The sequence below is a fragment of the Variovorax sp. LjRoot84 genome, from assembly GCF_964254305.1.
Taxonomy (GTDB): Bacteria; Pseudomonadota; Gammaproteobacteria; order Burkholderiales; family Burkholderiaceae_C; genus Variovorax.
On sequence record NZ_CAXUTE020000001.1, the window covers coordinates 3,973,126 to 3,993,756 of the forward strand.

General features: G+C 64.7%; 20 protein-coding genes. 10 read left to right on the forward strand and 10 right to left on the reverse strand.

Features of this window, described 5'->3' with window-relative positions:
- Positions 1 to 97 precede the first annotated feature (97 nt).
- The 6 genes from rplI to ppsA all read right to left on the reverse strand — a co-directional run bounded on the left by rplI (position 98) and on the right by ppsA (position 4,817).
- The gene (gene rplI, locus ACSQ9I_RS19725; protein ID WP_436291105.1) at positions 98 to 550 is read right to left on the reverse strand and encodes a 50S ribosomal protein L9; all 453 of its coding nucleotides are present in this window, start codon (positions 548 to 550) and stop codon (positions 98 to 100) included.
- A 13-nt stretch (positions 551 to 563) separates the two neighbouring features.
- On the reverse strand, positions 564 to 845 hold the full coding sequence (gene rpsR, locus ACSQ9I_RS19730) for a 30S ribosomal protein S18 (RefSeq protein ID WP_007830781.1): 282 nt from the start codon (positions 843 to 845) through the stop codon (positions 564 to 566).
- A gap of 21 nt (positions 846 to 866) precedes the next feature.
- Positions 867 to 1,169 (reverse strand): primosomal replication protein N, encoded by a 303-nt coding sequence (gene priB, locus ACSQ9I_RS19735; protein WP_244503991.1) that lies wholly within the window; start codon positions 1,167 to 1,169, stop codon positions 867 to 869.
- A gap of 4 nt (positions 1,170 to 1,173) precedes the next feature.
- The gene (rpsF, locus tag ACSQ9I_RS19740) at positions 1,174 to 1,548 is read right to left on the reverse strand and encodes a 30S ribosomal protein S6 (protein WP_093109828.1); all 375 of its coding nucleotides are present in this window, start codon (positions 1,546 to 1,548) and stop codon (positions 1,174 to 1,176) included.
- Positions 1,549 to 1,669: 121 nt separating this feature from the next.
- Positions 1,670 to 2,206, reverse strand: a complete 537-nt coding sequence (locus ACSQ9I_RS19745) for a hypothetical protein (RefSeq protein WP_436314181.1) — start codon at positions 2,204 to 2,206, stop codon at positions 1,670 to 1,672.
- Positions 2,207 to 2,423: 217 nt separating this feature from the next.
- Positions 2,424 to 4,817 (reverse strand): phosphoenolpyruvate synthase, encoded by a 2,394-nt coding sequence (gene ppsA, locus ACSQ9I_RS19750; RefSeq protein WP_093109830.1) that lies wholly within the window; start codon positions 4,815 to 4,817, stop codon positions 2,424 to 2,426.
- 194 nt (positions 4,818 to 5,011) lie between these two features.
- On the opposite strand from ppsA, the gene ppsR reads away from it, so the two are divergent.
- From ppsR to ACSQ9I_RS19765, 3 genes are all read left to right on the forward strand, one after another.
- Positions 5,012 to 5,833: a posphoenolpyruvate synthetase regulatory kinase/phosphorylase PpsR gene (gene ppsR, locus ACSQ9I_RS19755; protein WP_436314182.1), complete on the forward strand. Its 822-nt coding sequence runs from the start codon at positions 5,012 to 5,014 to the stop codon at positions 5,831 to 5,833.
- 62 nt (positions 5,834 to 5,895) lie between these two features.
- Positions 5,896 to 6,348 (forward strand): MarR family winged helix-turn-helix transcriptional regulator, encoded by a 453-nt coding sequence (locus ACSQ9I_RS19760; RefSeq protein WP_244503992.1) that lies wholly within the window; start codon positions 5,896 to 5,898, stop codon positions 6,346 to 6,348.
- On the forward strand, positions 6,345 to 7,364 hold the full coding sequence (locus ACSQ9I_RS19765) for an FUSC family protein (protein WP_436314183.1): 1,020 nt from the start codon (positions 6,345 to 6,347) through the stop codon (positions 7,362 to 7,364). The genes ACSQ9I_RS19760 and ACSQ9I_RS19765 overlap by 4 nt, the downstream gene beginning before the upstream one ends.
- Here ACSQ9I_RS19765 and ahpF read toward each other — a convergent pair.
- On the reverse strand, positions 7,316 to 8,893 hold the full coding sequence (ahpF, locus tag ACSQ9I_RS19770; RefSeq protein WP_436314184.1) for an alkyl hydroperoxide reductase subunit F: 1,578 nt from the start codon (positions 8,891 to 8,893) through the stop codon (positions 7,316 to 7,318). The genes ACSQ9I_RS19765 and ahpF overlap by 49 nt on opposite strands.
- Positions 8,894 to 8,972: 79 nt before the next feature.
- Positions 8,973 to 9,545, reverse strand: a complete 573-nt coding sequence (ahpC, locus tag ACSQ9I_RS19775) for an alkyl hydroperoxide reductase subunit C (protein WP_093109835.1) — start codon at positions 9,543 to 9,545, stop codon at positions 8,973 to 8,975.
- A 239-nt stretch (positions 9,546 to 9,784) separates the two neighbouring features.
- On the opposite strand from ahpC, the gene bfr reads away from it, so the two are divergent.
- From bfr to ACSQ9I_RS19805, 6 genes are all read left to right on the forward strand, one after another.
- A complete protein-coding gene (gene bfr, locus ACSQ9I_RS19780) occupies positions 9,785 to 10,261 on the forward strand; it encodes a bacterioferritin (protein ID WP_093109836.1) in 477 nt (158 codons plus the stop codon).
- A 106-nt stretch (positions 10,262 to 10,367) separates the two neighbouring features.
- The gene (locus ACSQ9I_RS19785; RefSeq protein ID WP_436306320.1) at positions 10,368 to 11,012 is read left to right on the forward strand and encodes a PepSY-associated TM helix domain-containing protein; all 645 of its coding nucleotides are present in this window, start codon (positions 10,368 to 10,370) and stop codon (positions 11,010 to 11,012) included.
- Positions 11,013 to 11,032: 20 nt separating this feature from the next.
- Positions 11,033 to 11,554, forward strand: a complete 522-nt coding sequence (locus ACSQ9I_RS19790; RefSeq protein WP_093109838.1) for a DUF2271 domain-containing protein — start codon at positions 11,033 to 11,035, stop codon at positions 11,552 to 11,554.
- A gap of 35 nt (positions 11,555 to 11,589) precedes the next feature.
- Positions 11,590 to 12,396 carry a DUF4198 domain-containing protein gene (locus tag ACSQ9I_RS19795; protein ID WP_093109839.1) on the forward strand — a complete coding sequence of 269 codons (807 nt, stop codon included), beginning with the start codon at positions 11,590 to 11,592 and terminating at the stop codon, positions 12,394 to 12,396.
- A gap of 125 nt (positions 12,397 to 12,521) precedes the next feature.
- The gene (locus ACSQ9I_RS19800) at positions 12,522 to 13,424 is read left to right on the forward strand and encodes an FAD:protein FMN transferase (protein WP_436314185.1); all 903 of its coding nucleotides are present in this window, start codon (positions 12,522 to 12,524) and stop codon (positions 13,422 to 13,424) included.
- Positions 13,421 to 14,782 (forward strand): sulfite reductase subunit alpha, encoded by a 1,362-nt coding sequence (locus ACSQ9I_RS19805; RefSeq protein WP_436314186.1) that lies wholly within the window; start codon positions 13,421 to 13,423, stop codon positions 14,780 to 14,782. Before ACSQ9I_RS19800 ends, ACSQ9I_RS19805 begins: the two co-directional genes overlap by 4 nt.
- 136 nt (positions 14,783 to 14,918) lie before the next feature.
- Here the strand turns inward: ACSQ9I_RS19805 and ACSQ9I_RS19810 are convergent, their stop codons facing one another.
- Both ACSQ9I_RS19810 and ACSQ9I_RS19815 read right to left on the reverse strand, forming a co-directional pair.
- Entirely contained in the window at positions 14,919 to 16,145 is a 1,227-nt protein-coding gene (locus ACSQ9I_RS19810; RefSeq protein ID WP_436313553.1) for an IS110 family transposase, read from the reverse strand.
- A 403-nt stretch (positions 16,146 to 16,548) separates the two neighbouring features.
- On the reverse strand, positions 16,549 to 17,775 hold the full coding sequence (locus ACSQ9I_RS19815) for an IS110 family transposase (protein WP_436313553.1): 1,227 nt from the start codon (positions 17,773 to 17,775) through the stop codon (positions 16,549 to 16,551).
- A 488-nt stretch (positions 17,776 to 18,263) separates the two neighbouring features.
- Between ACSQ9I_RS19815 and ACSQ9I_RS19820 the strand changes: the two genes are divergently transcribed.
- Positions 18,264 to 20,552, forward strand: coding sequence for a catecholate siderophore receptor Fiu (locus ACSQ9I_RS19820; RefSeq protein WP_436314187.1), 2,289 nt, complete (start codon positions 18,264 to 18,266; stop codon positions 20,550 to 20,552).
- The last annotated feature ends 79 nt before the right edge of the window (positions 20,553 to 20,631 follow it).

Sequence of the window (20,631 nt, forward strand, 5' to 3'; positions counted from 1 at the left end):
CGCGGGACAACACGGCAGGCCAAAAAGAAAGGCCGCCCAAAGGCGGCCCACAAGGACAAGTTCGCACCAGCGATCTTGTTTTCTCCTTGCCGAAGGCTTACGCGCTTTCGCCGTACACCGTGACGGTGATGTCGACCACCACGTCGGTGTGCAGTGCAACGCTGACGGTGCTGTCGCCGACGGTCTTGATCGGGCCGTTGGGCATGCGCACCTGCGACTTCGCGACCTTGTAGCCCTGCTTGTTGAGCTCTTCGGCGATGTCGTGGTTGGTCACCGAGCCGAACAGGCGGCCGTCGACGCCGGCCTTCTGCGTCAGCTTGACGGTGGTGCCGGCGAGCTTCTCGCCCTGGGCTTGCGATTCGGCCAGCTTGGCAGCCGCGGCCTTTTCGAGTTCGACGCGCTTGGCTTCGAATTCGGCCTTGTTGGCTTCGGTGGCGCGGCGTGCGCGGCCCGAGGGGATCAGGAAGTTGCGCGCGTAGCCGTCCTTGACTTTGACGATCTCGCCGAGCACGCCGAGGTTGACGACCTTGTCCAGAAGAATGACTTGCATGGTGTCTTGCTCCTTAAACGCGGTGTTGGTCGCTGTACGGCACCATCGCGAGGAAGCGTGCGCGCTTGATCGCGGTGTTGAGCTGGCGCTGGTAGATCGCGCGCGTGCCGGTCAGGCGCGCGGGGATGATCTTGCCGTTTTCGCTGATGAAATCGCGCAGCGTGTCGATGTCCTTGTAGTCGATCTCTTCGACGCCGGCGACGGTGAAGCGGCAGAAGCGCTTGCGCTTGAACAGCAGCGACTGGGTGTTGCGCTTCGGGCGCTTGTCTTTGTTGAATTTCTTGAACGTGGCCATTGTGGGACCTCTTTTCGAAAATTAATCTTGCTGAAAATCCTGGATGTGCAGCACTGGGTGCTTGCCGTTGCCCGGTGTCGCGAGGAAGCCCTGAAAACGCCAGAGACTTCCCAACGCCTGTCTCGCGAGCCGCTCGGCCACTGCGCCGAAGGCCACGGCCTTGAGGGCCGCCTTGATCTGCCGGGGCTGGGCCGCTTCGGTCACCGTCGACTCGTGCTCGAGTCGCAGGTCGATAGCGGGCAGGCCGGCAGGCGTGAAGCGCAAGGTACCGAGTTCGGCGACGCAGGCAGTCAGCACGAGGCTGTTGACTGCGGCAGCGCTCACACCATCAGTTGTTGTTGGCGGCGTACTCGGCCTGCTGAGCCTTGCGGGCCTCTTCGCGCTCGACCGTCTTCATCATCGACGACGGGCCGGTCTCAGCCTTCTTCTTGACCACGGTGAGGTGGCGCAGGACGGCGTCGTTGAATTTGAACGCGTGCTCGAGTTCGGCCATCACGGCCTGCTCGGCCTCGATGTTCACGCACAGGTAGTGCGCCTTGTTGAGCTTGTTGATCTGGTAGGCCAGCTGACGGCGGCCCCAGTCTTCGACGCGGTGGACCTTGCCGCCGCCGGCCGTGATCAGGCCCTTGTAGCGCTCCAGCATGGCCGGAACTTGCTCGCTTTGATCCGGATGGATCAGCAGAATGATTTCGTAGTGACGCATGGCACTCCTTGTGGATCTTCCGTGGAAGGGATAAAGCCACCTGCAGCGTCGGTCGCAGTGTGGCAAGGCAAAGCCGGCTATTGTAGCAGGGTATCGCCGTCCGGGAAGTGCCTGAAGATCGTCAAAGGCCCAGGGCGCGATCGAGTGCGGCCGCCTTCTCCGGGCCCACTGCGTCGCGGATCTTGGGCGACAGGGCGAGCAGTTCCTCGTAGGTCGATGTGCCTTCGACCGAGAGATTGAGCCTGAAGCCCCGCAGGCCGAGGCTGCCGGTGAGTTGGGTCGCGATCGGATAGGCGTCCTTGTAGCGTTGCTGATTCGAGCGCGCCGGGGCCGGGTGCGCCGCGGACGCCTCCGTCGGGGCGGGCGCGGCCGGCCACGCGGCCTCCTTCGGAACTTCAGCGGCCGGCGCAGCCGAATTGGGCGGGACCGAAACCGTCCCTGCGTTGGCCGCATCGGCCGTTCCGCCCACCTGCCCGAGCAAGCCGAGTTCGACCATCTGGTCGATGTCCTCGCGTGCGATGCCCATGCCAGCATCGAGCACTTCGCTCACCGAGCGTTTGCCATCGCACAGGATGAAGGCCGAGCGTTGGCGCGGCGTGAGCCGGATCGAACGGTCCTTGAGCGCCTGCTGCCCGGCTTCCGTCTTGACAAGAATCATGCTGTCCCCCAACGCGAATTTCCCGAGAGCGATCGAGGTTTCATGGTTGTCCTCTGTCTACGCTCTCGGGGCTGCGCCTCCCCTAGGTCATGAGTTTGACACTAAAGATTCATCTGGTTGCAATTACACCGGGCTGACATGGGAATTACAAGCCGGGTGTGACGAAATTTGTAGCGCGGCGGTGACAGGCCGCCCGCCGCGCTTCGAGCTTCGAGCTTCAGCGTTGCGCCAGTTGCTGCCAGGTGTCGATCACACTGTCCGGGTTCAGGGAGATCGACTCGATGCCCTCTTCCGCCAGCCAGAGCGCGAAGTCGGGATGGTCGCTGGGCCCTTGCCCGCAGATCCCCACGTACTTGCCCTGGGCCTTGCAGGCCTTGATCACGCGGCTCAGCAAGGCCTTGACTGCGGGGTCGCGCTCGTCGAAGTCGGCCGCCAGCAGTTCGAGACCGGAATCGCGGTCGAGACCCAGAGTGAGCTGCGTCAGGTCGTTCGATCCGATCGAGAAGCCGTCGAAGTACTTCAAGAACTCCTCGGGCAGGATCGCATTGCTCGGCACCTCGCACATCATGATCAGCTTGAGTTCGTTCTCTCCGCGCTTCAGGCCATGCTCGCCCAGCAATCCCGTGACGCGCTCGGCCTGGCCCAGGGTGCGCACGAAGGGCACCATGATCTGCACGTTGGTCAGGCCCATCTCGTTGCGCACGCGCTTGAGCGCCTCGCATTCCATGGCAAAGGCTTCGCCGAAGTCCGCGCTCAGGTAGCGCGCCGCGCCACGGAAGCCGAGCATCGGGTTTTCTTCCTCCGGCTCGTAGCGGCTGCCGCCGATCAGCTTGCGGTATTCGTTGGACTTGAAGTCGGACAGGCGCACGATCACCTGCTTGGGCCAGAACGCGGCGCCGATGGTGGCGATGCCTTCGGCGACCTTGTCGACGTAGAAGGCGCGCGGCGAGGCATGGCCGCGCGCCACCGATTCGACGGCCTTCTTGAGGTCCGCATCGACATTCGGGTAGTCGAGGATCGCCTTGGGATGGACCCCGATGTTGTTGTTGATGATGAATTCGAGCCGCGCCAGGCCGACCCCGTGGTTCGGCAACTGGGCAAAGTCGAAGGCGAGCTGCGGATTGCCCACGTTCATCATGAGCTTGATGTCGATCTCGGGCATTTCGCCGCGCTGGACTTCAGTGACTTCGGTTTCCAGCAGGCCGTCGTAGATGAAGCCGGTATCGCCTTCGGCGCAGCTCACCGTGACCAGGGTGCCGTCCTTCAGCAGGTCGGTGGCATCGCCGCAGCCGACCACGGCCGGAATGCCGAGTTCGCGCGCGATGATCGCCGCATGGCAGGTGCGGCCGCCGCGGTTGGTGACGATCGCGGCAGCGCGCTTCATCACCGGTTCCCAGTTCGGGTCGGTCATGTCGGTTACCAGCACATCGCCGGGCTGGACCTTGTCCATCTCGCTGATGCTGTGAACCAGGCGCACCGGACCGGTGCCGATCTTCTGCCCGATGGCGCGCCCCTCGGCCAGCACGGCGCCCTTGGCCAGCAGCTTGTAGCGCTGCTCGGCCTTGCCCTGCTGCTGGCTCTTCACGGTTTCGGGGCGCGCCTGCAGGATGTAGAGCTGGCCGTCGGTACCGTCCTTGCCCCACTCGATGTCCATCGGACGGCCATAGTGCTCCTCGATTACCAAGGCGTACTTCGCAAGCTGCTCGACATCGGCGTCGCTCAGCGAATAGCGGTTGCGCTGCTCGGTCGGCACGTCGGTGGTCTTCACCAGCTTGCCGCTGGCCGCCTTTTCCTCCGCGCTCGCGAACTCCATCTGGATCAGCTTGGAGCCGAGGTTGCGCCGGATCACCGCGCGCTTGCCGGCTCGAAGGGTGGGCTTGTGCACGTAGAACTCGTCGGGATTCACCGCGCCCTGCACCACCGTCTCGCCCAGGCCGTAGCTCGAGGTGATGAAGACCACGTCCTCGAAGCCGGACTCGGTATCGATCGTGAACATCACACCCGCAGCGCCCAGGTCGCTGCGCACCATGCGCTGCACGCCGGCCGACAGCGCCACGACGTCATGGGCGAAACCCTTGTGAACCCGGTAGCTGATGGCGCGATCGTTGTAGAGGGAGGCGAACACCTCCTTCATCTTGTGGAGCACGTCGTCGATGCCCACCACATTGAGGAAGGTCTCCTGCTGGCCCGCGAACGAGGCGTCTGGAAGGTCTTCTGCGGTGGCCGACGAGCGCACGGCAAAAGAGGCTTCGGGGTTGCCCGCGCTGAGCTTGGCGAAGGCCTCGCCGATCGCCTTCTGCAGGTCGGCCGGGAAAGGCTGGGCCTCCACCATGGCGCGGATCTCGGCGCCGACCGTGGCCAGCGCGCGCACGTCCTCGGTATTCAGGCTCTTGAGCTTGGCGCTGATCCGGTCGGCCAAGCCGTCGTGGGCGAGAAACTGGCGGAACGCGTGGGCGGTGGTCGCAAACCCCGTGGGCACACGAACCCCCTGGGGCAGTTGGGAAATCATCTCGCCGAGGCTGGCGTTCTTGCCGCCGACCGACTCGACGTCGGTCATCCTCAGGTTTTCAAACGCAACGACCAGGGCGGTCGCTTCGAAGAGTGCAGACATGGGAAAGCTCCAGAAGTTAAAACCGGGGCAACATGCAGACGGCGCGACGCAATCGTTCTTTTTGCTCTGGGCGCAGGGGCGGTGTGCATGAAAGAAGGCATTGGGATTGGGGAACGGCGCTGGCGCATTCCCGATAATGGGCCGGATTGTAGGCGCCGCCCGCTTCGGCGCGCCGCAGGACAAGGCCGCCAACCATGCACACGCGCACCGTTTTCTTCGTTTCCGACGGCACCGGCATCACTGCCGAAACCTTCGGTAACGCCGTCCTCGCCCAGTTCGAGATGAAGCCCCGCCACGTGCGGCTGCCCTTCACCGACACGGTCGACAAGGCCCACCAGGCCGTGCGGCGGATCAATCACACGGCCGAAATCGAGGGTCTGCGGCCGATCGTCTTCACGACGCTGGCCAACATGGACGTGCTCGAGGTGATCGAGACCGGCTGCAAGGGCATGCTGCTCGACATGTTCGGCACCTTCGTGCGGCCGCTCGAAATCGAGCTGGCGATGAAGTCGAACCATCGCATCGGCCGCTTCAGCGACGTGAGCAAGAGCAAGGAATACAACGCGCGGATCCAGGCCATCGACTTCAGCCTGGCGCACGACGACGGCCAGAGCAACCGCGACCTCGACGGCGCCGACGTGATCCTGGTCGGCGTCAGCCGCAGCGGCAAGACGCCCACTTCGCTCTATCTCGCCATGCAGCATGGCCTGAAGGCCGCGAACTACCCGCTGATCCCCGAAGACTTCGACCGCCGGCAGTTGCCGCCAGCCCTGATGCCACATCGCAAGAAGATCTTCGGCCTCACGATCCAGCCCGAGCGCCTGAGCGAGATCCGCAACGAACGGCGCCCGGACTCGCGCTACGCGAGCATCGAGAATTGCCGGCATGAGGTGAGCGAGGCCGAGGCGATGATGCGGCGGGCCGGCATCCGCTGGCTGTCGACCACCACCAAGTCGATCGAGGAAATCGCGACCACCATCCTGCAGGAGCTGCGGCCCGAGCGGCTGACCTACTGATTGGCTTTTACTAAGATTGATCTTATGATCTGCGGATGGCTCCCAAACCTCCCGCAGATGCGATGCACACCGCCGTGCGTCTGCGCGCGGCGGTTTCGCAGCTGACACGGCATCTTCGTTCGCAGGGCAGTACAGACCAGCCGGGTTCGGCCAAGCTGAGCGTGCTCGGACAGCTGTATCGGCGCGGCCCGCTGACGCCGACGCAACTGGCGCTGCACGAGCGGGTCAAGCTCCAGACCTTGACAAGGCTGCTCGCAGAAATCGAGACCGATGGCCTCGTGGAGCGTCGTGCCCACGAGGGCGACGCGCGCAAATCGATCCTGTCCCTGACTGCCGCAGGCGCGCATCTGCTCACCGCCGAGGTGCATCGCAGGGAGGCGTCGCTTGCATCCGCGCTCGGCGCACAGCTGAGCGCCGGTGAGCGCGCGCAATTGCTCGCGGCCTGCGAGCTCATCGACCGTGTGGCCGAAGGCTTGGGCGCGCAGCCTTCAACAGTCCCGGTCGGCCGTTCATGAACGACGCCACGTTGCGCCACGGCCTTCAACTGGCGGCCGCGGTAGTGCTGTCCTACCTGGCGTCCGATGCCCTGCATATGCCCGAGCGCTTCTGGGCCGTGACGAGCGCCTTGATCGTGATGCGCCCGACCACGGGCTCCACGCTCGGTGCGGGCTGGGACCGGGTGCGCGGCACGCTGGCCGGTACCGGCCTGGGACTGGCCGGTGTCTGGCTGCAGCATCACATCGGGGTGGGGTCGACGGCGGCCACGCTCGGCATCGTGGCACTGCTCGCGCTGGGGAGCGCATGGATTGCTTCGATGCGCAGCGCGCCGATCGCTGCATTGATCGTGCTGTCCAGCGGCGGGATCGCGGGCCACCCGGCGCTCGAGGTCGCCGGCCTGCGCGTGGTCGAGATTGCGATCGGGGTCTCAACGGGCCTGGCGATCTCCATGCTGGGGCTGGCATCGCGCACGCAAGCGCGCTTCGATGCGGCGTGTGCGTCGGTCTTGCGGCGCATCGCGGCCGACGTGCAACGCGATCTCGGCCCGGCGCCTTTGACGCCGGAAGAAAAGGAGGCCGCCGCTGGCGCAGCGCGGCTCGCATTGCGCGACTTGGCCGTGATGGCGGTGGGCGCCGATCGGGAAGCGAAGCTCTGGCGCCGCCTGCGCCGCAGAGCGCAGAACGGCGCCGAGGATTGCGCTCGGACGGCGCAGCTCGTGGCACGCATCGCGCATGACGCCGCCCTGTTCGCGCGGCTGGCCGAGAGCGCGCCGCTCGCGCGCGACGATGCAGCATGGACAGCACTCGGCCAAGCCGCGGGGCGAGCGCTCGAAAGCAGCGCAGAAAGCCTGGAAGCAGGCGCTCCACCCGATCTTGCCGCGTTGCGCCGGTTCGCCCCGGCCTCGCCTTCTTCGCCGATCCCGTGGATCGCACCCGCCGCCCGCCTGCTGATGCAGGACTTGACGGGCCTCGCCCACCTTCGCCTTCAGGCAGCCACGGCCTCCTCTGCCGGCGCCGAGGTCCGGATCAGGTGATCGAAGGCGCTGAGCGCGGCCTTCGCACCATCGCCGGCCGCAATGATGATCTGCTTGAACGGCACCGTCGTCGCATCGCCCGCCGCGAACACGCCGGGCACCGAGGTCTGGCCCTTCGCGTCGACCACGATCTCGCCGTGCTTCGAGAGCTCGACCGTGCCCTTGAGCCAATCGGTGTTGGGCACCAGGCCAATCTGCACGAACACGCCTTCGAGTTCCACCTGGTGGCTCTCGCCCGTCGCGCGGTCCTTGTAGATCAGGCCGTTGACCTTCTGCTTGTCGCCGGTGATCTCGATCGTCTGTGCGTTGGTGACGATCCTGACGTTCGCCAGGCTCTTCAGCTTGCGCTGCAGCACCGCGTCGGCGCGCAGTTGCGTGTCGTACTCGATCAGCGTCACGTGGCCCACGATGCCGGCGAGGTCGATCGCCGCTTCGACGCCCGAATTGCCGCCGCCGATCACGGCCACGCGCTTGCCCTTGAAGAGCGGGCCGTCGCAGTGCGGGCAGTAGGCCACGCCCTTGTTCTTGTACTCGTGCTCGCCCGGCACGTTGATGTTGCGCCAGCGCGCCCCGGTCGAGATCACGACCGAGCGGCTCTTGAGCGAAGCACCGTTCTCGAGCTTGATCTCGATGAAATCCTTGCCCGGCACCAGCGCCGCGGCGCGCTGCAGGTTCATGATGTCGACCTCGTAGTTGCGCACGTGCTCCTCGAGCGCCAGCGCGAACTTGGGTCCTTCGGTTTCCTTGATCGAGATGAAGTTCTCGATGCCCATGGTGTCGAGCACCTGGCCGCCAAAGCGCTCGGACGCCACGCCTGTGCGGATGCCCTTGCGCGCCGCATACACGGCCGCTGCCGCGCCGGCCGGCCCGCCGCCGACGATGAGCACGTCGAACGGAGCCTTGCCGGCGATCTTTTTCGCCTCGCGCTCGACGCCGCTGGTGTCGATCTTGGCCAGGATTTCTTCCAGGCTCATGCGGCCCTGGCCGAATTCGGTGCCGTTCAGGAACACGGTCGGCACGGCCATGATCTGGCGTTCTTTCACCTCGTCCTGGAACAGCGAGCCGTCGATCATGGTGGTCTTGATGCGCGGGTTCTGCACCGCCATCAGATTGAGCGCCTGCACGACGTCCGGGCAGTTGTGGCAAGTGAGCGAGATGTAGATCTCGAACTCGAAATCGCCGTCGAGCGCGCGAATCTGCTGCAGCACGGCTTCGTCGACCTTGGGCGGATAGCCGCCGACCTGCAGCAACGCGAGCACCAGCGAGGTGAATTCGTGGCCCATCGGAATGCCCGCGAAGCGCGGGCCATGGCTCTGGCTCGGCCGGTTGATCGAGAACGAGGGCTTGCGATGGTTGTCGTCGCGGCTCTCGGCCACCTTCACCAGCGAAGACGAGTCGGCTACGTCCTTCAGCAACGATTGCAGATCGCCCGACGCCTTGCTGTCGTCGAGCGAAGCGACGATTTCGATCGGCTGCGTGATGCGGTCGAGATAGCTTTTCAGTTGTGCCTTGGTGCCGGCGTCGAGCATGGTGAACTCACTTTGAAAATACGAGGGGAACAAAAAAGCCCGGGAGCGAAACGCGCCCGGGCCTGGCGCAAACGGCGAGTTAGATCTTGCCGACGAGGTCGAAGGAAGGCTTGAGCGTTTCGGCGCCTTCGGTCCACTTGGCCGGGCAGACCTCACCGGGGTGGGCAGCCACGTACTGGGCGGCCTTCACGCGGCGCAGCAGCTCGGCGGCGTCGCGGCCGATGCCGTTGTCGTGCACTTCGATGGTCTTGATCTTGCCTTCGGGGTCGATCACGAAGGTGCCGCGATAGGCAAGGCCTGCGTCTTCGCCCTCTTCGATGAGGACCTGGAAGGCACGTGCGAGTTGCTGGCTCGGGTCGCCGATCAGCGGGTACTGGACCTTGCCGATGGTTTCCGAGGTGTCGTGCCAGGCCTTGTGGGTGAAGTGGGTGTCGGTCGACACGCCATACACCTCGACGCCGAGCTTCTGGAATTCAGCATAGTGGTCGGCCAGGTCGCCCAGTTCGGTCGGACACACGAAAGTGAAGTCGGCCGGGTAGAACACCACGACGGACCACTTGCCCTTGAAGTTTTCGTTGCTGACCGGAACGAACTTGCCGTTGTGGTACGCGGTGGCCTTGAACGGGATGATTTCGGTGTTGATCAGGGACATTCAGTTTTCCTTGGGTGACTGATGAAAGAAAATGGCGAGCGATTAGTATAACTACCAATCAAGGCGAATTCATAGTTATGAACTATGAAAAAAATTGCGGTGGCCTATGAGGTCGGCGGCCACCGCCAAATGCGAACACCTATCACGATCAAACGCATGCAGACCGCCAGCGCATGGGTTTGCTTGCGTGCTGTCACGAGCGGCTCACACAATCGACGCTTTCAGAACAAGGAATAACCATGAAGGGCGACCCTCAAGTCATCGACCATCTCCAGGCGCAGCTCAAGAACGAGCTCACTGCGATCAACCAGTACTTCCTGCACTACCGCATGCTCAAGCACTGGGGCCTGGACAAGCTGGCCAAGAAGGAATACGAGGAGTCGATCGGCGAAATGAAACACGCCGACAAGCTCATGGATCGCATCTTTGTGCTCGACGGCCTGCCGAATCTTCAGGATCTGGCCAAGCTCAATGTCGGCGAAGACGTCCCCGAGATCCTGCAGTGCGACCTCACCGCAGAGACCGGCGCACAAGCCACCATCAAGGCCGGCATCGCCCACTGCGAATCGGTGCGCGACTATGTCTCGCGCGACCTGCTGCAAGAGATCCTGGACGACACCGAAGAGCACATCGACTTCCTCGAAACCCAGATCGATCTGGTCGATAAGGTCGGGCTGCAGAACTATCTGCAGTCGCAAATGGGCGAGATCGAGTAAGGCGCATCGCGCCATGCAGGCGGGCTGCGGCCCGCATTTTTTTGCCCGCATCGCGTCTTGTAAATGGCATTCATTCTCATTTGCAAGGCTAGAATCGCGGGCTCCAATGCCCCCCGCCGCCACCGACAACCGCCGCCGCGCCTACTGGCTCAAGACCTTGCATGAATGGCATTGGGTCAGCTCGGCGCTCTGCCTGATCGGCATGGCGCTGTTCAGCGTCACGGGATTCACCCTCAATCATGCCGCCGGCATCGAAGCCAAGCCGAAGGTCAGCAGCCTGACCGGCACTATCGACAACGCGTTGCGCGGCCACCTCGCGCAACAACTGCCGGCTGCCAAGGCGCGAAAAGGCAAGGCCGAACTCCCGGCAGAACTTCAGGCCTGGGTGCACAAGCAATGGGCGATCGACACTTCGGGCCGCGAAGCCGAGTGGTCCGACGACGAAATCTATCTCTCGCTCCCGCGCCCCGGCGGCGACGCCTGGCTGCGGCTCAGCCTGTCCGACGGGCAGATCGAATACGAACGCACGGACCGCGGCTGGCTCTCCTATTTCAACGACCTGCACAAGGGCCGCCACACCGGCGTTGCCTGGAGCTGGTTCATCGACATTTTTGCGGCCGCCACGCTGGTGTTCTCGGTCACCGGCCTGTTCATTCTCAAGATGCACGCAGGCAACCGGCCTTTCACCTGGCCCATGGTGGGCATGGGTCTGGTCGTGCCGGTGCTGCTCGCGCTGTTGTTCATTCATTGATCCAGGAAAGAGGTTTTCCCGTGCAAGTTCGCTATTCGCTCGCGCTCGCAGCGCTCTTCGGCGCGCCCGCCTTCGCAGCCGGCCTCGCGGTCAACATCGAAGTGCCGCGCCTGACGGTGGCCGAATACCACCGCCCGTACGTCGCAGCGTGGATCGAGCGCGCCGACCAGTCGGTCGCCACCACGCTGGCCGTCTGGTACGACATCAAGAACAAGGGCAACGCGGAAGGCGAAGGCACCAAGTGGCTCAAGGACATGCGCCAGTGGTGGCGGCGCACGGGACGCGAGCTGCAAATGCCGGTCGACGGCGTGAGCAGCGCCACCCGCCCTGCCGGCAAGCACCAGATCAGCTTCACCGAAGGCTCGGTCGCGCTGCCGAAGCTGGCGCCGGGCGCCTACAAGCTGTACGTCGAAGCGGCACGCGAAGTCGGCGGCCGCGAGATCGTGAGCATTCCGTTCCAGTGGCCGCCGGCCAAAGCCGAGCAGCCCCAGGTCGCCGGCAACAGCGAGCTCGGCGAAGTCCGGCTCGAGCTCAAGCCTTGATCCATCCCCTTTCATCCTCCTCATCGGGTCTCACCATGAAGTTTGCTTTTCGCACCGCCGCCCTGGCCCTTGCTCTTTCCGCCGGCGCCGCTGCCGTGCAGGCGCACAACGTGTGGCTGCTGCCTTCGAGCACCGTGCTCTCGAAAGGCGACTGGATCACGGTCGACGCGGCCGTTTCGAACGACTTGTTCTTCTTCAATCACAACCCGCTGGCGCTCGACAACTTGGCCGTGACCGCACCAGACGGCAGCGCCGTGAAGGCCGAGAACATCCACAAGGGCAAGTTGCGCAGCGTGTTCGACCTCAACCTCGCGCAGCCCGGCACCTACCGCGTCGCGGTGCTCAATGGCGGCGTGTTTGCCCGCTGGAAGGACAAGGCCACCGGTCAACCCAAGCGCGCACGCGGCACGCCGGAGAACATTGCCAGCCAGATCCCGGCCGATGCGCAGGAGGTCGAGGTAACGCAGTCGGCCGGCCGCATCGAAACCTTCGTGACCGTGGGCAAGCCCGGTGTGCTCAAACCGAGCGGCAAGGGCCTGGAACTGGTGACCACCACCCATCCGACAGATCTGGTGAAGGGGGAGAAGGCCAGCTTCGTCCTGCAGATCGACGGGCAACCGGCCAAGGACCTCGAAGTGACGGTCACGCCCGGCAACACGCGCTACCGCGACAAGGTGGATGAGATCACGGCCAAGACCGACGCCAAGGGCCAGTTCTCCGTGATTTGGCCGCAAGCCGGCATGTACTGGCTCGAAGCCAGCACCAAGGACGGCAAGACCACGGTGCCGCAAGCCAAGGAGCGGCGCCTGAGCTATGCCGCCACCTTGGAAGTGATGCCCTGAACACGTCTCGGGACACGCCGCACAAGCGGCCTTCTTTCGCGGTCCGGCGCACAGGTGGCTATGCCAACGCGGCCGTGCCGCGTCGCGCCGATCCTGCGAGTCTTCAGCAACTTGCCGGGCGGACCATGGGCACGACCTGGTCGCTCAGGTTCGACAACCCGCTCTTGACTCCTCTGGACGCCGTTCGTGCGAGTGCAGAGGCTGCGCTGGACCGGGTGATCGCCCAGATGAGCACCTGGGAGTCGGACTCGGACATCAGCCGCTTCAACCGCGCTGCTGCCGGCAGCCGGCATGCACTGGCGCCCGAATTCGGCAAGGTGCTTGCCTGCGCATTGCAATGGGCTGCGGCAAGCGACGGCGCCATCGATCCGACCATCGGGCCGCTGGTGGCGCTCTGGGGTTTCGGCGCGCACGCCATTGCATCGCCATTGCCGCCCTCGCCCGCCGAACTCGCGGCGGCACGCTCGCATGTCGGCTGGCAGCGCATCGCCTTCGAGTCCGATACCAATTCGATCCTGCAGCCGGGCGGTGTCTGGCTCGATCTCTCGGGCATCGCCAAGGGCTTTGCGGTCGACCAAGTAGCAGCTGAACTGCAAATTCTCGGGCTCGGGGATTTTCTCGTTGAAGTGGGCGGCGAACTGCGTGGCGTCGGCCGCCGCCCCAGTGGGCAGCCCTGGCAAGTCCAGATCGATGCCGCGTCCGGTGTCGCAACACGCATTGCGCTCAGCGACATGGCGGTTGCCACTTCGGGCGACCGCTGGCACCTGCGTCAACACGAGGGTCGAAGCTGGTCGCACACCCTCGATCCGCGCTGCGGCGAGCCGACCGGCCATGCGCTGACAGCGGTGACGGTGCTGCATCGCCAATGCATGCACGCCGATGCGCTCGCCACCGTTCTCACGGTGCTCGGTCCGGACAAGGGCTTGACCTTTGCGCAGCATCACGGAATCGCAGCCCTGTTCGTTGGCCGCGAAGGTGCGGGGCACCGGGCGCTGGCCAGCGAGGCCTGGACAGCGCAAGTTGCATGACCGAAGCCACCGTGCGCGCGCTGGCAGCCGGCTCGACCGTGTGCGCCTACGCGGGCCTGTGCCTCGCGGTGTACTGGCGCGAACGCCGACGCAATCAGGTCCTGGCACGCGCTGCCGCAGCGCTCGCGGGGGATGGCGCCGAAGAGACCGCGTTGGTGCTGTACGCAAGCCAGACCGGCCAGGCCGAAGCCATCGCCTGGCAGACCGCAGGCTGGCTGCGCGCGGCAGGGACCCCGGTCCGCGTCATGTCGCTCAACGAAGCCGATACGAAGACCTTGCATGGCGCAAGCTCTGCGCTCTTCATCGCCAGCACTTACGGTGAAGGCGACGCACCCGACGGCGCCAGCGTGTTCGCCGAGCAGGTGATGGGCAGCACTGCCGACTTCTCCTCGCTGCGCTACGCCGTGCTCGCATTGGGTGACCGCCAGTACGCAAGCTTCTGCGGCTTCGGCCGCGCGCTCGACGAATGGCTTCACTCGGCCGGCGCCACACGCACATTCGAACGCCTTGAAGTCGACAATACCGACCCGGCCAGCCTCGCCGTCTGGCGAGCCCGATGCGGCGGCGACGCAGTTGCGCAGGCGGAAGACAGCAGCGCAAGGACCATGCCCTGGCGTCTCGCAGCGCGCGAGCGCTTGAATGCGGGCAGCGCAGGCGCGCCGGTGTACCACCTGGCGTTCGTGGCGCCGGCGGGAACTGCAGCACAGTGGGCGTCCGGAGACGTGGCGCAGATCACCATCGCCAGCGATCCAGGTCGACCGCGCGACTATTCGATCTCCTCGATTCAAACCGACGGAGAGCTCCAGTTGCTGGTGCGCCAGGAACAGCACCCCGACGGGACTCTGGGTGCCGCATCGGGCCTGCTGACCTCGACATTGGCCATCGGTGACACGGTCGCGCTGCGCCTGCGGCCCCACCGCAATTTCCGCCTCGAAGGCAATGCGCAGCGGCCGCTGATTCTCATCGGCAACGGCACCGGGCTGGCCGGCCTGCGCAGCCATCTGCGAGCCCGTGCCGCCGCCCGCCAGCACGACAACTGGCTGGTGTTCGGGGAGCGCAATGCGCGGCATGACTTTCTCTACCGCGCCGAAATCGAAGCTTGGAACGCCGCAGGCGTTCTGCGCCGGCTCGACATGGTCTTTTCGCGCGATCAGCCCGACCGGCTCTATGTCCAGCACCGCTTGCTGCAGGCTTCCGAGGAAGTGCTCGCGTGGATCGGTCGCGGCGCAGCCGTGTATGTGTGCGGCAGCCTGCAGGGAATGGCCTCCGGCGTCGACGCGGCATTGCGCCAGATCGCCGGTGAAGCCCTGGTGCGTGAACTCACGGCCACCGGCCGCTATAGACGCGACGTCTACTAAGAAGCACTACTCGCACCCCATGCTTCATGCGCCGGGGTCGGGCCTGCCCGATGAACAACTACTAAGAAGCACTACTCGCACCCCATGCTTCATGCGCCGGGGTCGGGCCTGCCCGATGAACAACTACTAAGAAGCGCTATCCCGTATGAGCAACCACAGGAAGCTCGCAGCCGAGGTCTTGAAGGCGCTTGATCAAGCGGCGGATGATTTTGGATCGGTCGTGGCGGTCGAGGTATTCGCTACCCAAGTCGCTGTACTCGGTGCCGTCGCGAAGCATGTGGTACGCGGCAGTGAGCATGGAAGCGGCCACGGCGAGGATGGCCTTCTTGGCTCCGCGACGTGCCTTGATACGCAGGAACTGCGCACGCAGGTAGCTGGTCTTCACGCGCACCGCGGCCCAGGCGGCAGTCACCAGGGTGGTCTTGATCCAGGTGCCGCTCTTGCGCACGCGGGTGGATCGGCGCTTGCCGGCGCTCTCGTCGCTGCGTGGACACAGTCCGGCCCAGGAGATCAGATGGCCGGCAGTGGGGAAGCGCGACATGTCCACGCCGATCTCCGCCACCACGACGCTGGCCGTCAGGTCAGAGACCCCGGGCATCGTCGTGAGCAGGCGGGCGCGCTGCCGGATCGGCGCCAGCGCTTTTCCCACGGCCGCATCCAGTTCGCCCAGCGTGCGCTGCAAGGCATCGATGACCTGCAGGTGCAGCCGCAGCATCGTGCGATGGTGCTCGGTGATGCGCCCGCGCAGCGCCTCGCGCAACTCGGCGGTCTTGTTGCGCGCCGTGCCCTGGGCCAGCGCGGCCAGCAGCGCCGGATCGCTCTGGCCGGCCACGATGGCATCGAGCATCGCACGGCCGCTCTTGCCCAGTACATCCGACAGGACGCTGCCCAACTTGAGGTTGGCGTCCTCCAGCACCTTCTGGATACGCAGCGAGTGCTGGGAGACCTCCCGCACGAGTTGCTTGCGCGTGCGCGTGAGGTCGCGCAACTGCTGGATCGCCTGCGGCGGCACGAAGCTGGAGCGAATGAGGCCGTGCGCCAGCAGATCGGCAATCCACATCGCGTCGTTGACGTCCGTCTTGCGCCCGGGCACGTTGCGAATGTGCGCGGCGTTGGCCAGCACCAACTCGAACTCGGCCTCCAGCACATGCCACACCGGCTTCCAGTACACGCCGGTGGCCTCCATCGCCACGTGGGTGCAGTCGTGCTCGGCCAGCCAATCGGCCAGTTCGAGCAACTGGGTGGTTGTGGTGCCGAAGCTGCGCACCTCCTGGTGCATGGGCGGCGAGACGCACCGCACGCAGGCCACGATGGTGTCCTTGTGCACGTCCAGGCCCGCACAGCGCGTGTAAAGCACTTGCATGAGAACCTCCTGACGGTTGATGGGCGCCGCAGGCAGTCCTCGTCATCGAACTCTACTAAGCGTGCTTCGGGACGTCGCCGCCCTCTGCCACATTCCGGGGTGCTCGCAGGACTGCGGGTCCAACTATTGAACGGGCTTGTTGCACCAAGGAGAAGCCGACCTCGTCAGCAGCGCCCAATTTCATCCTACAACCACCCGCCATCCGTCGCCAGCCACGTCCCCCGCTTCATGCTCCGGGGTCGGGCCCGCCCGATGGCGAACTATTGACTTGGCGCCTGCACGCCGCGCCAGTTGCTAACTGGCAACAAACACAGCGGAACTTAGTCTACTAAGAAGCACTACTCGCACCCCATGCTTCATGCGCCGGGGTCGGGCCTGCCCGATGAACAACTACTAAGAAGCGCTATCCCGTATGAGCAACCACAGGAAGCTCGCAGCCGAGGTCTTGAAGGCGCTTGATCAAGCGGCGGATGATTTTGGATCGGTCGTGGCGGTCGAGGTATTCGCTACCCAAGTCGCTGTACTCGGTGCCGTCGCGAAGCATGTGGTACGCGGCAGTGAGCATGGAAGCGGCCACGGCGAGGATGGCCTTCTTGGCTCCGCGACGTGCCTTGATACGCAGGAACTGCGCACGCAGGTAGCTGGTCTTCACGCGCACCGCGGCCCAGGCGGCAGTCACCAGGGTGGTCTTGATCCAGGTGCCGCTCTTGCGCACGCGGGTGGATCGGCGCTTGCCGGCGCTCTCGTCGCTGCGTGGACACAGTCCGGCCCAGGAGATCAGATGGCCGGCAGTGGGGAAGCGCGACATGTCCACGCCGATCTCCGCCACCACGACGCTGGCCGTCAGGTCAGAGACCCCGGGCATCGTCGTGAGCAGGCGGGCGCGCTGCCGGATCGGCGCCAGCGCTTTTCCCACGGCCGCATCCAGTTCGCCCAGCGTGCGCTGCAAGGCATCGATGACCTGCAGGTGCAGCCGCAGCATCGTGCGATGGTGCTCGGTGATGCGCCCGCGCAGCGCCTCGCGCAACTCGGCGGTCTTGTTGCGCGCCGTGCCCTGGGCCAGCGCGGCCAGCAGCGCCGGATCGCTCTGGCCGGCCACGATGGCATCGAGCATCGCACGGCCGCTCTTGCCCAGTACATCCGACAGGACGCTGCCCAACTTGAGGTTGGCGTCCTCCAGCACCTTCTGGATACGCAGCGAGTGCTGGGAGACCTCCCGCACGAGTTGCTTGCGCGTGCGCGTGAGGTCGCGCAACTGCTGGATCGCCTGCGGCGGCACGAAGCTGGAGCGAATGAGGCCGTGCGCCAGCAGATCGGCAATCCACATCGCGTCGTTGACGTCCGTCTTGCGCCCGGGCACGTTGCGAATGTGCGCGGCGTTGGCCAGCACCAACTCGAACTCGGCCTCCAGCACATGCCACACCGGCTTCCAGTACACGCCGGTGGCCTCCATCGCCACGTGGGTGCAGTCGTGCTCGGCCAGCCAATCGGCCAGTTCGAGCAACTGGGTGGTTGTGGTGCCGAAGCTGCGCACCTCCTGGTGCATGGGCGGCGAGACGCACCGCACGCAGGCCACGATGGTGTCCTTGTGCACGTCCAGGCCCGCACAGCGCGTGTAAAGCACTTGCATGAGAACCTCCTGACGGTTGATGGGCGCCGCAGGCAGTCCTCGTCATCGAACTCTACTAAGCGTGCTTCGGGACGTCGCCGCCCTCTGCCACATTCCGGGGTGCTCGCAGGACTGCGGGTCCAACTATTGAACGGGCTTGTTGCACCAAGGAGAAGCCGACCTCGTCAGCAGCGCCCAATTTCATCCTACAACCACCCGCCATCCGTCGCCAGCCACGTCCCCCGCTTCATGCTCCGGGGTCGGGCCCGCCCGATGGCGAACTATTGACTTGGCGCCTGCACGCCGCGCCAGTTGCTAACTGGCAACAAACACAGCGGAACTTAGTCTCAATTTTGGAAATACGTAAACAAACGTATTGAGATTCATTATCATTCGCTTCGAGTTCGCGCAGCCGCAACTCAGCTCACCCAGCCAATCCCGCCGCCTCTTGGAGGAGCGCGCTCGGACCCGCCAGTCGAGTTCTCACATTCCTTCCCGGAGAACCCTTCATGGCCTACATCAAGAGCCGCAAGCACGCCGTCGGGCGTGCACCGTCACCCCAGTTGACTGGCGCAGCAGCCGCAACCCTGATCGCGATATCGATGCCCGTAGCGGCGCAGACCAGCACGGCGAATACGTTGCGCGAAGTCAAGATCGAAGCGACGGCCGATGGCTACAAGCCCGAAACGTCTTCATCGCCCAAGTTCACCCAGCCCCTGGTGGATACGCCGCAAACCATCACCGTCATCAAGAAGGAGGTCCTGCAGGACCAGGGCGCGACGACGCTGACCGAGGCGCTGCGCAATACGCCCGGCATTACCTTCCAGATGGGGGAAAACGGCAACACGTCCACAGGCGACGCCGTGTTCATGCGCGGCTTCGACACCTCGGGCAGCATCTTCGTCGACGGCATCCGCGACGTGGGCACCGTCTCGCGCGACATGTTCAATATCGAGCAGGTCGAGGTCGTCAAAGGCCCGGCGGGCGCCGACATTGGCCGCGGATCGCCGACCGGCTACATCAATCTCGTATCCAAAGTACCCACCGCCGAGAACTTCTTCGCCGGCAGCGTGAGCCTGGGCTCCGCCAGCCAGAAGCGGGCGACGGTCGACCTCAACCGGGCGCTGAACGAAACTGGTTCCGTGGCATTTCGTCTGAATGCCATGGTGCAGGGCGGCGGCGTGCCGGGACGGGACCTGGTCGAAAACAATCGATCGGGCATCGCGCCCTCGCTCGCCATCGGCCTCGGTACGCCGACGCGCATCTACCTGTCCTATCTGCACATGGATCAGAAGAATCGCCCTGACGGCGGTATTCCAGTGGTCGGCCTCGAAGGCTACTACCTTGCCGATCTGGCGCGCATCGGCGGCAACGGGCCCCGGGTCGACACCAACAACTACTACGGCTTTCTGTCGGACCATGACGACGTGAAGGCCGACATGTTCACGGCGCGCATCGAACACGATATTGCGCCCGGCGTGACCATCCGCAACATCTCCCGCTGGGGCCGCACCAAGCAGGACCTGGTACTCACGGGCGTGTTCAGCAACGGGCTGCTCGTCCCGAACGTGTTCAATCCGCTCGGCTGGTCGGTGCGCACGACGCCGCAGGGCAAGCTTCAAGACAACGAGATCTTTGCGAACCAGACGAACATCACGGCGGACCTGACCCTGGGCGGCTTGAAGCACTCCATCAGCGCCGGCGTCGAATTGGGCCGCGAAGAGCAGGACAACACCGCCGTGGCGGCCCAGATCAACGCGCTCAACGGCGTGCGCTCGGGCACTTCGTTCCTTGCCTACAACAACCTCTACGCCCCCAACGTCAACCGCGCCTTCGTTCCGGTGCTGCCGACCGGCGCCAGCACGGCCGGCAAGACGACCACGGCCGCGCTGTACGCTTTCGACACCATCAAGCTCAACGAGCAATGGCTGATCAACGGCGGTCTCCGCTACGAGCACTACAAGAGCGACTTTTCCGGCCTGGACGCACCTGCAGCCAACGGGACGCAACTCGCAACACGGCTCGGTAAATCCGACAACCTTCTCACAGGCAAGGCAGGCGTGGTGTTCAAGCCGGCCCCCAACGGCAGCATCTATGCCGCCTACGCCACGTCCGCGAAACCGCCAGGCTCCGACTTCGCGCTGTCGGGCACGGCCACCAACATCAACAATCCGAACCTCGATCCGCAGAAGGCGAAGACCGCCGAGGTCGGCACCAAGTGGGATCTGCTCGACAAGCGCCTCGCGGTGACCGGCGCACTGTTCCGGACAACCAACGAGAACGAACAGGTTCAGATCGATACCTTCGGCAACACCGAGCAATACGGCAAGACGCGCGTGCAAGGCGTGGAACTGAGCGCCATCGGGCAGATCACGCCTGCATGGCAGGTCATTGCAGGCATCGCCAGCATCGACACCGAGATCCTGGAAGGTTCGCGGACAAGCACCACGCAGAACGGCGCGCAAATTCGCTTCTCGCCGAAGCTCACGGCCACGCTTTGGACGACCTACAAGTTTCCTATGGGCCTGATCGTCGGCGGAGGCGCACGTTACGTCGACACGCAGGCGCGGGCGACGTCGAACGCGGCGCTGACACCGACCACCTTCTTCCCGACCATTCCGAGCTATACGGTCTTCGACGCGATGATCGGCTACGAAATCAACAAGAACGTGGCGATCCAGCTCAACCTGTACAACCTGACGGACAAGTTCTATCTGGCACGGGTGAACAACGCAGGGAACCGGCTGACGGTGGGGACGCCGCGCTCCGCGACGTTGACCGCCAACTTCAAGTTCTGACACGCCCCGGCATCCCACTCTCGAGGACTGCGAAACTCGCAGCCCCAGTCGTCGCGCTGGGGCTTTTTTCATGGAGATC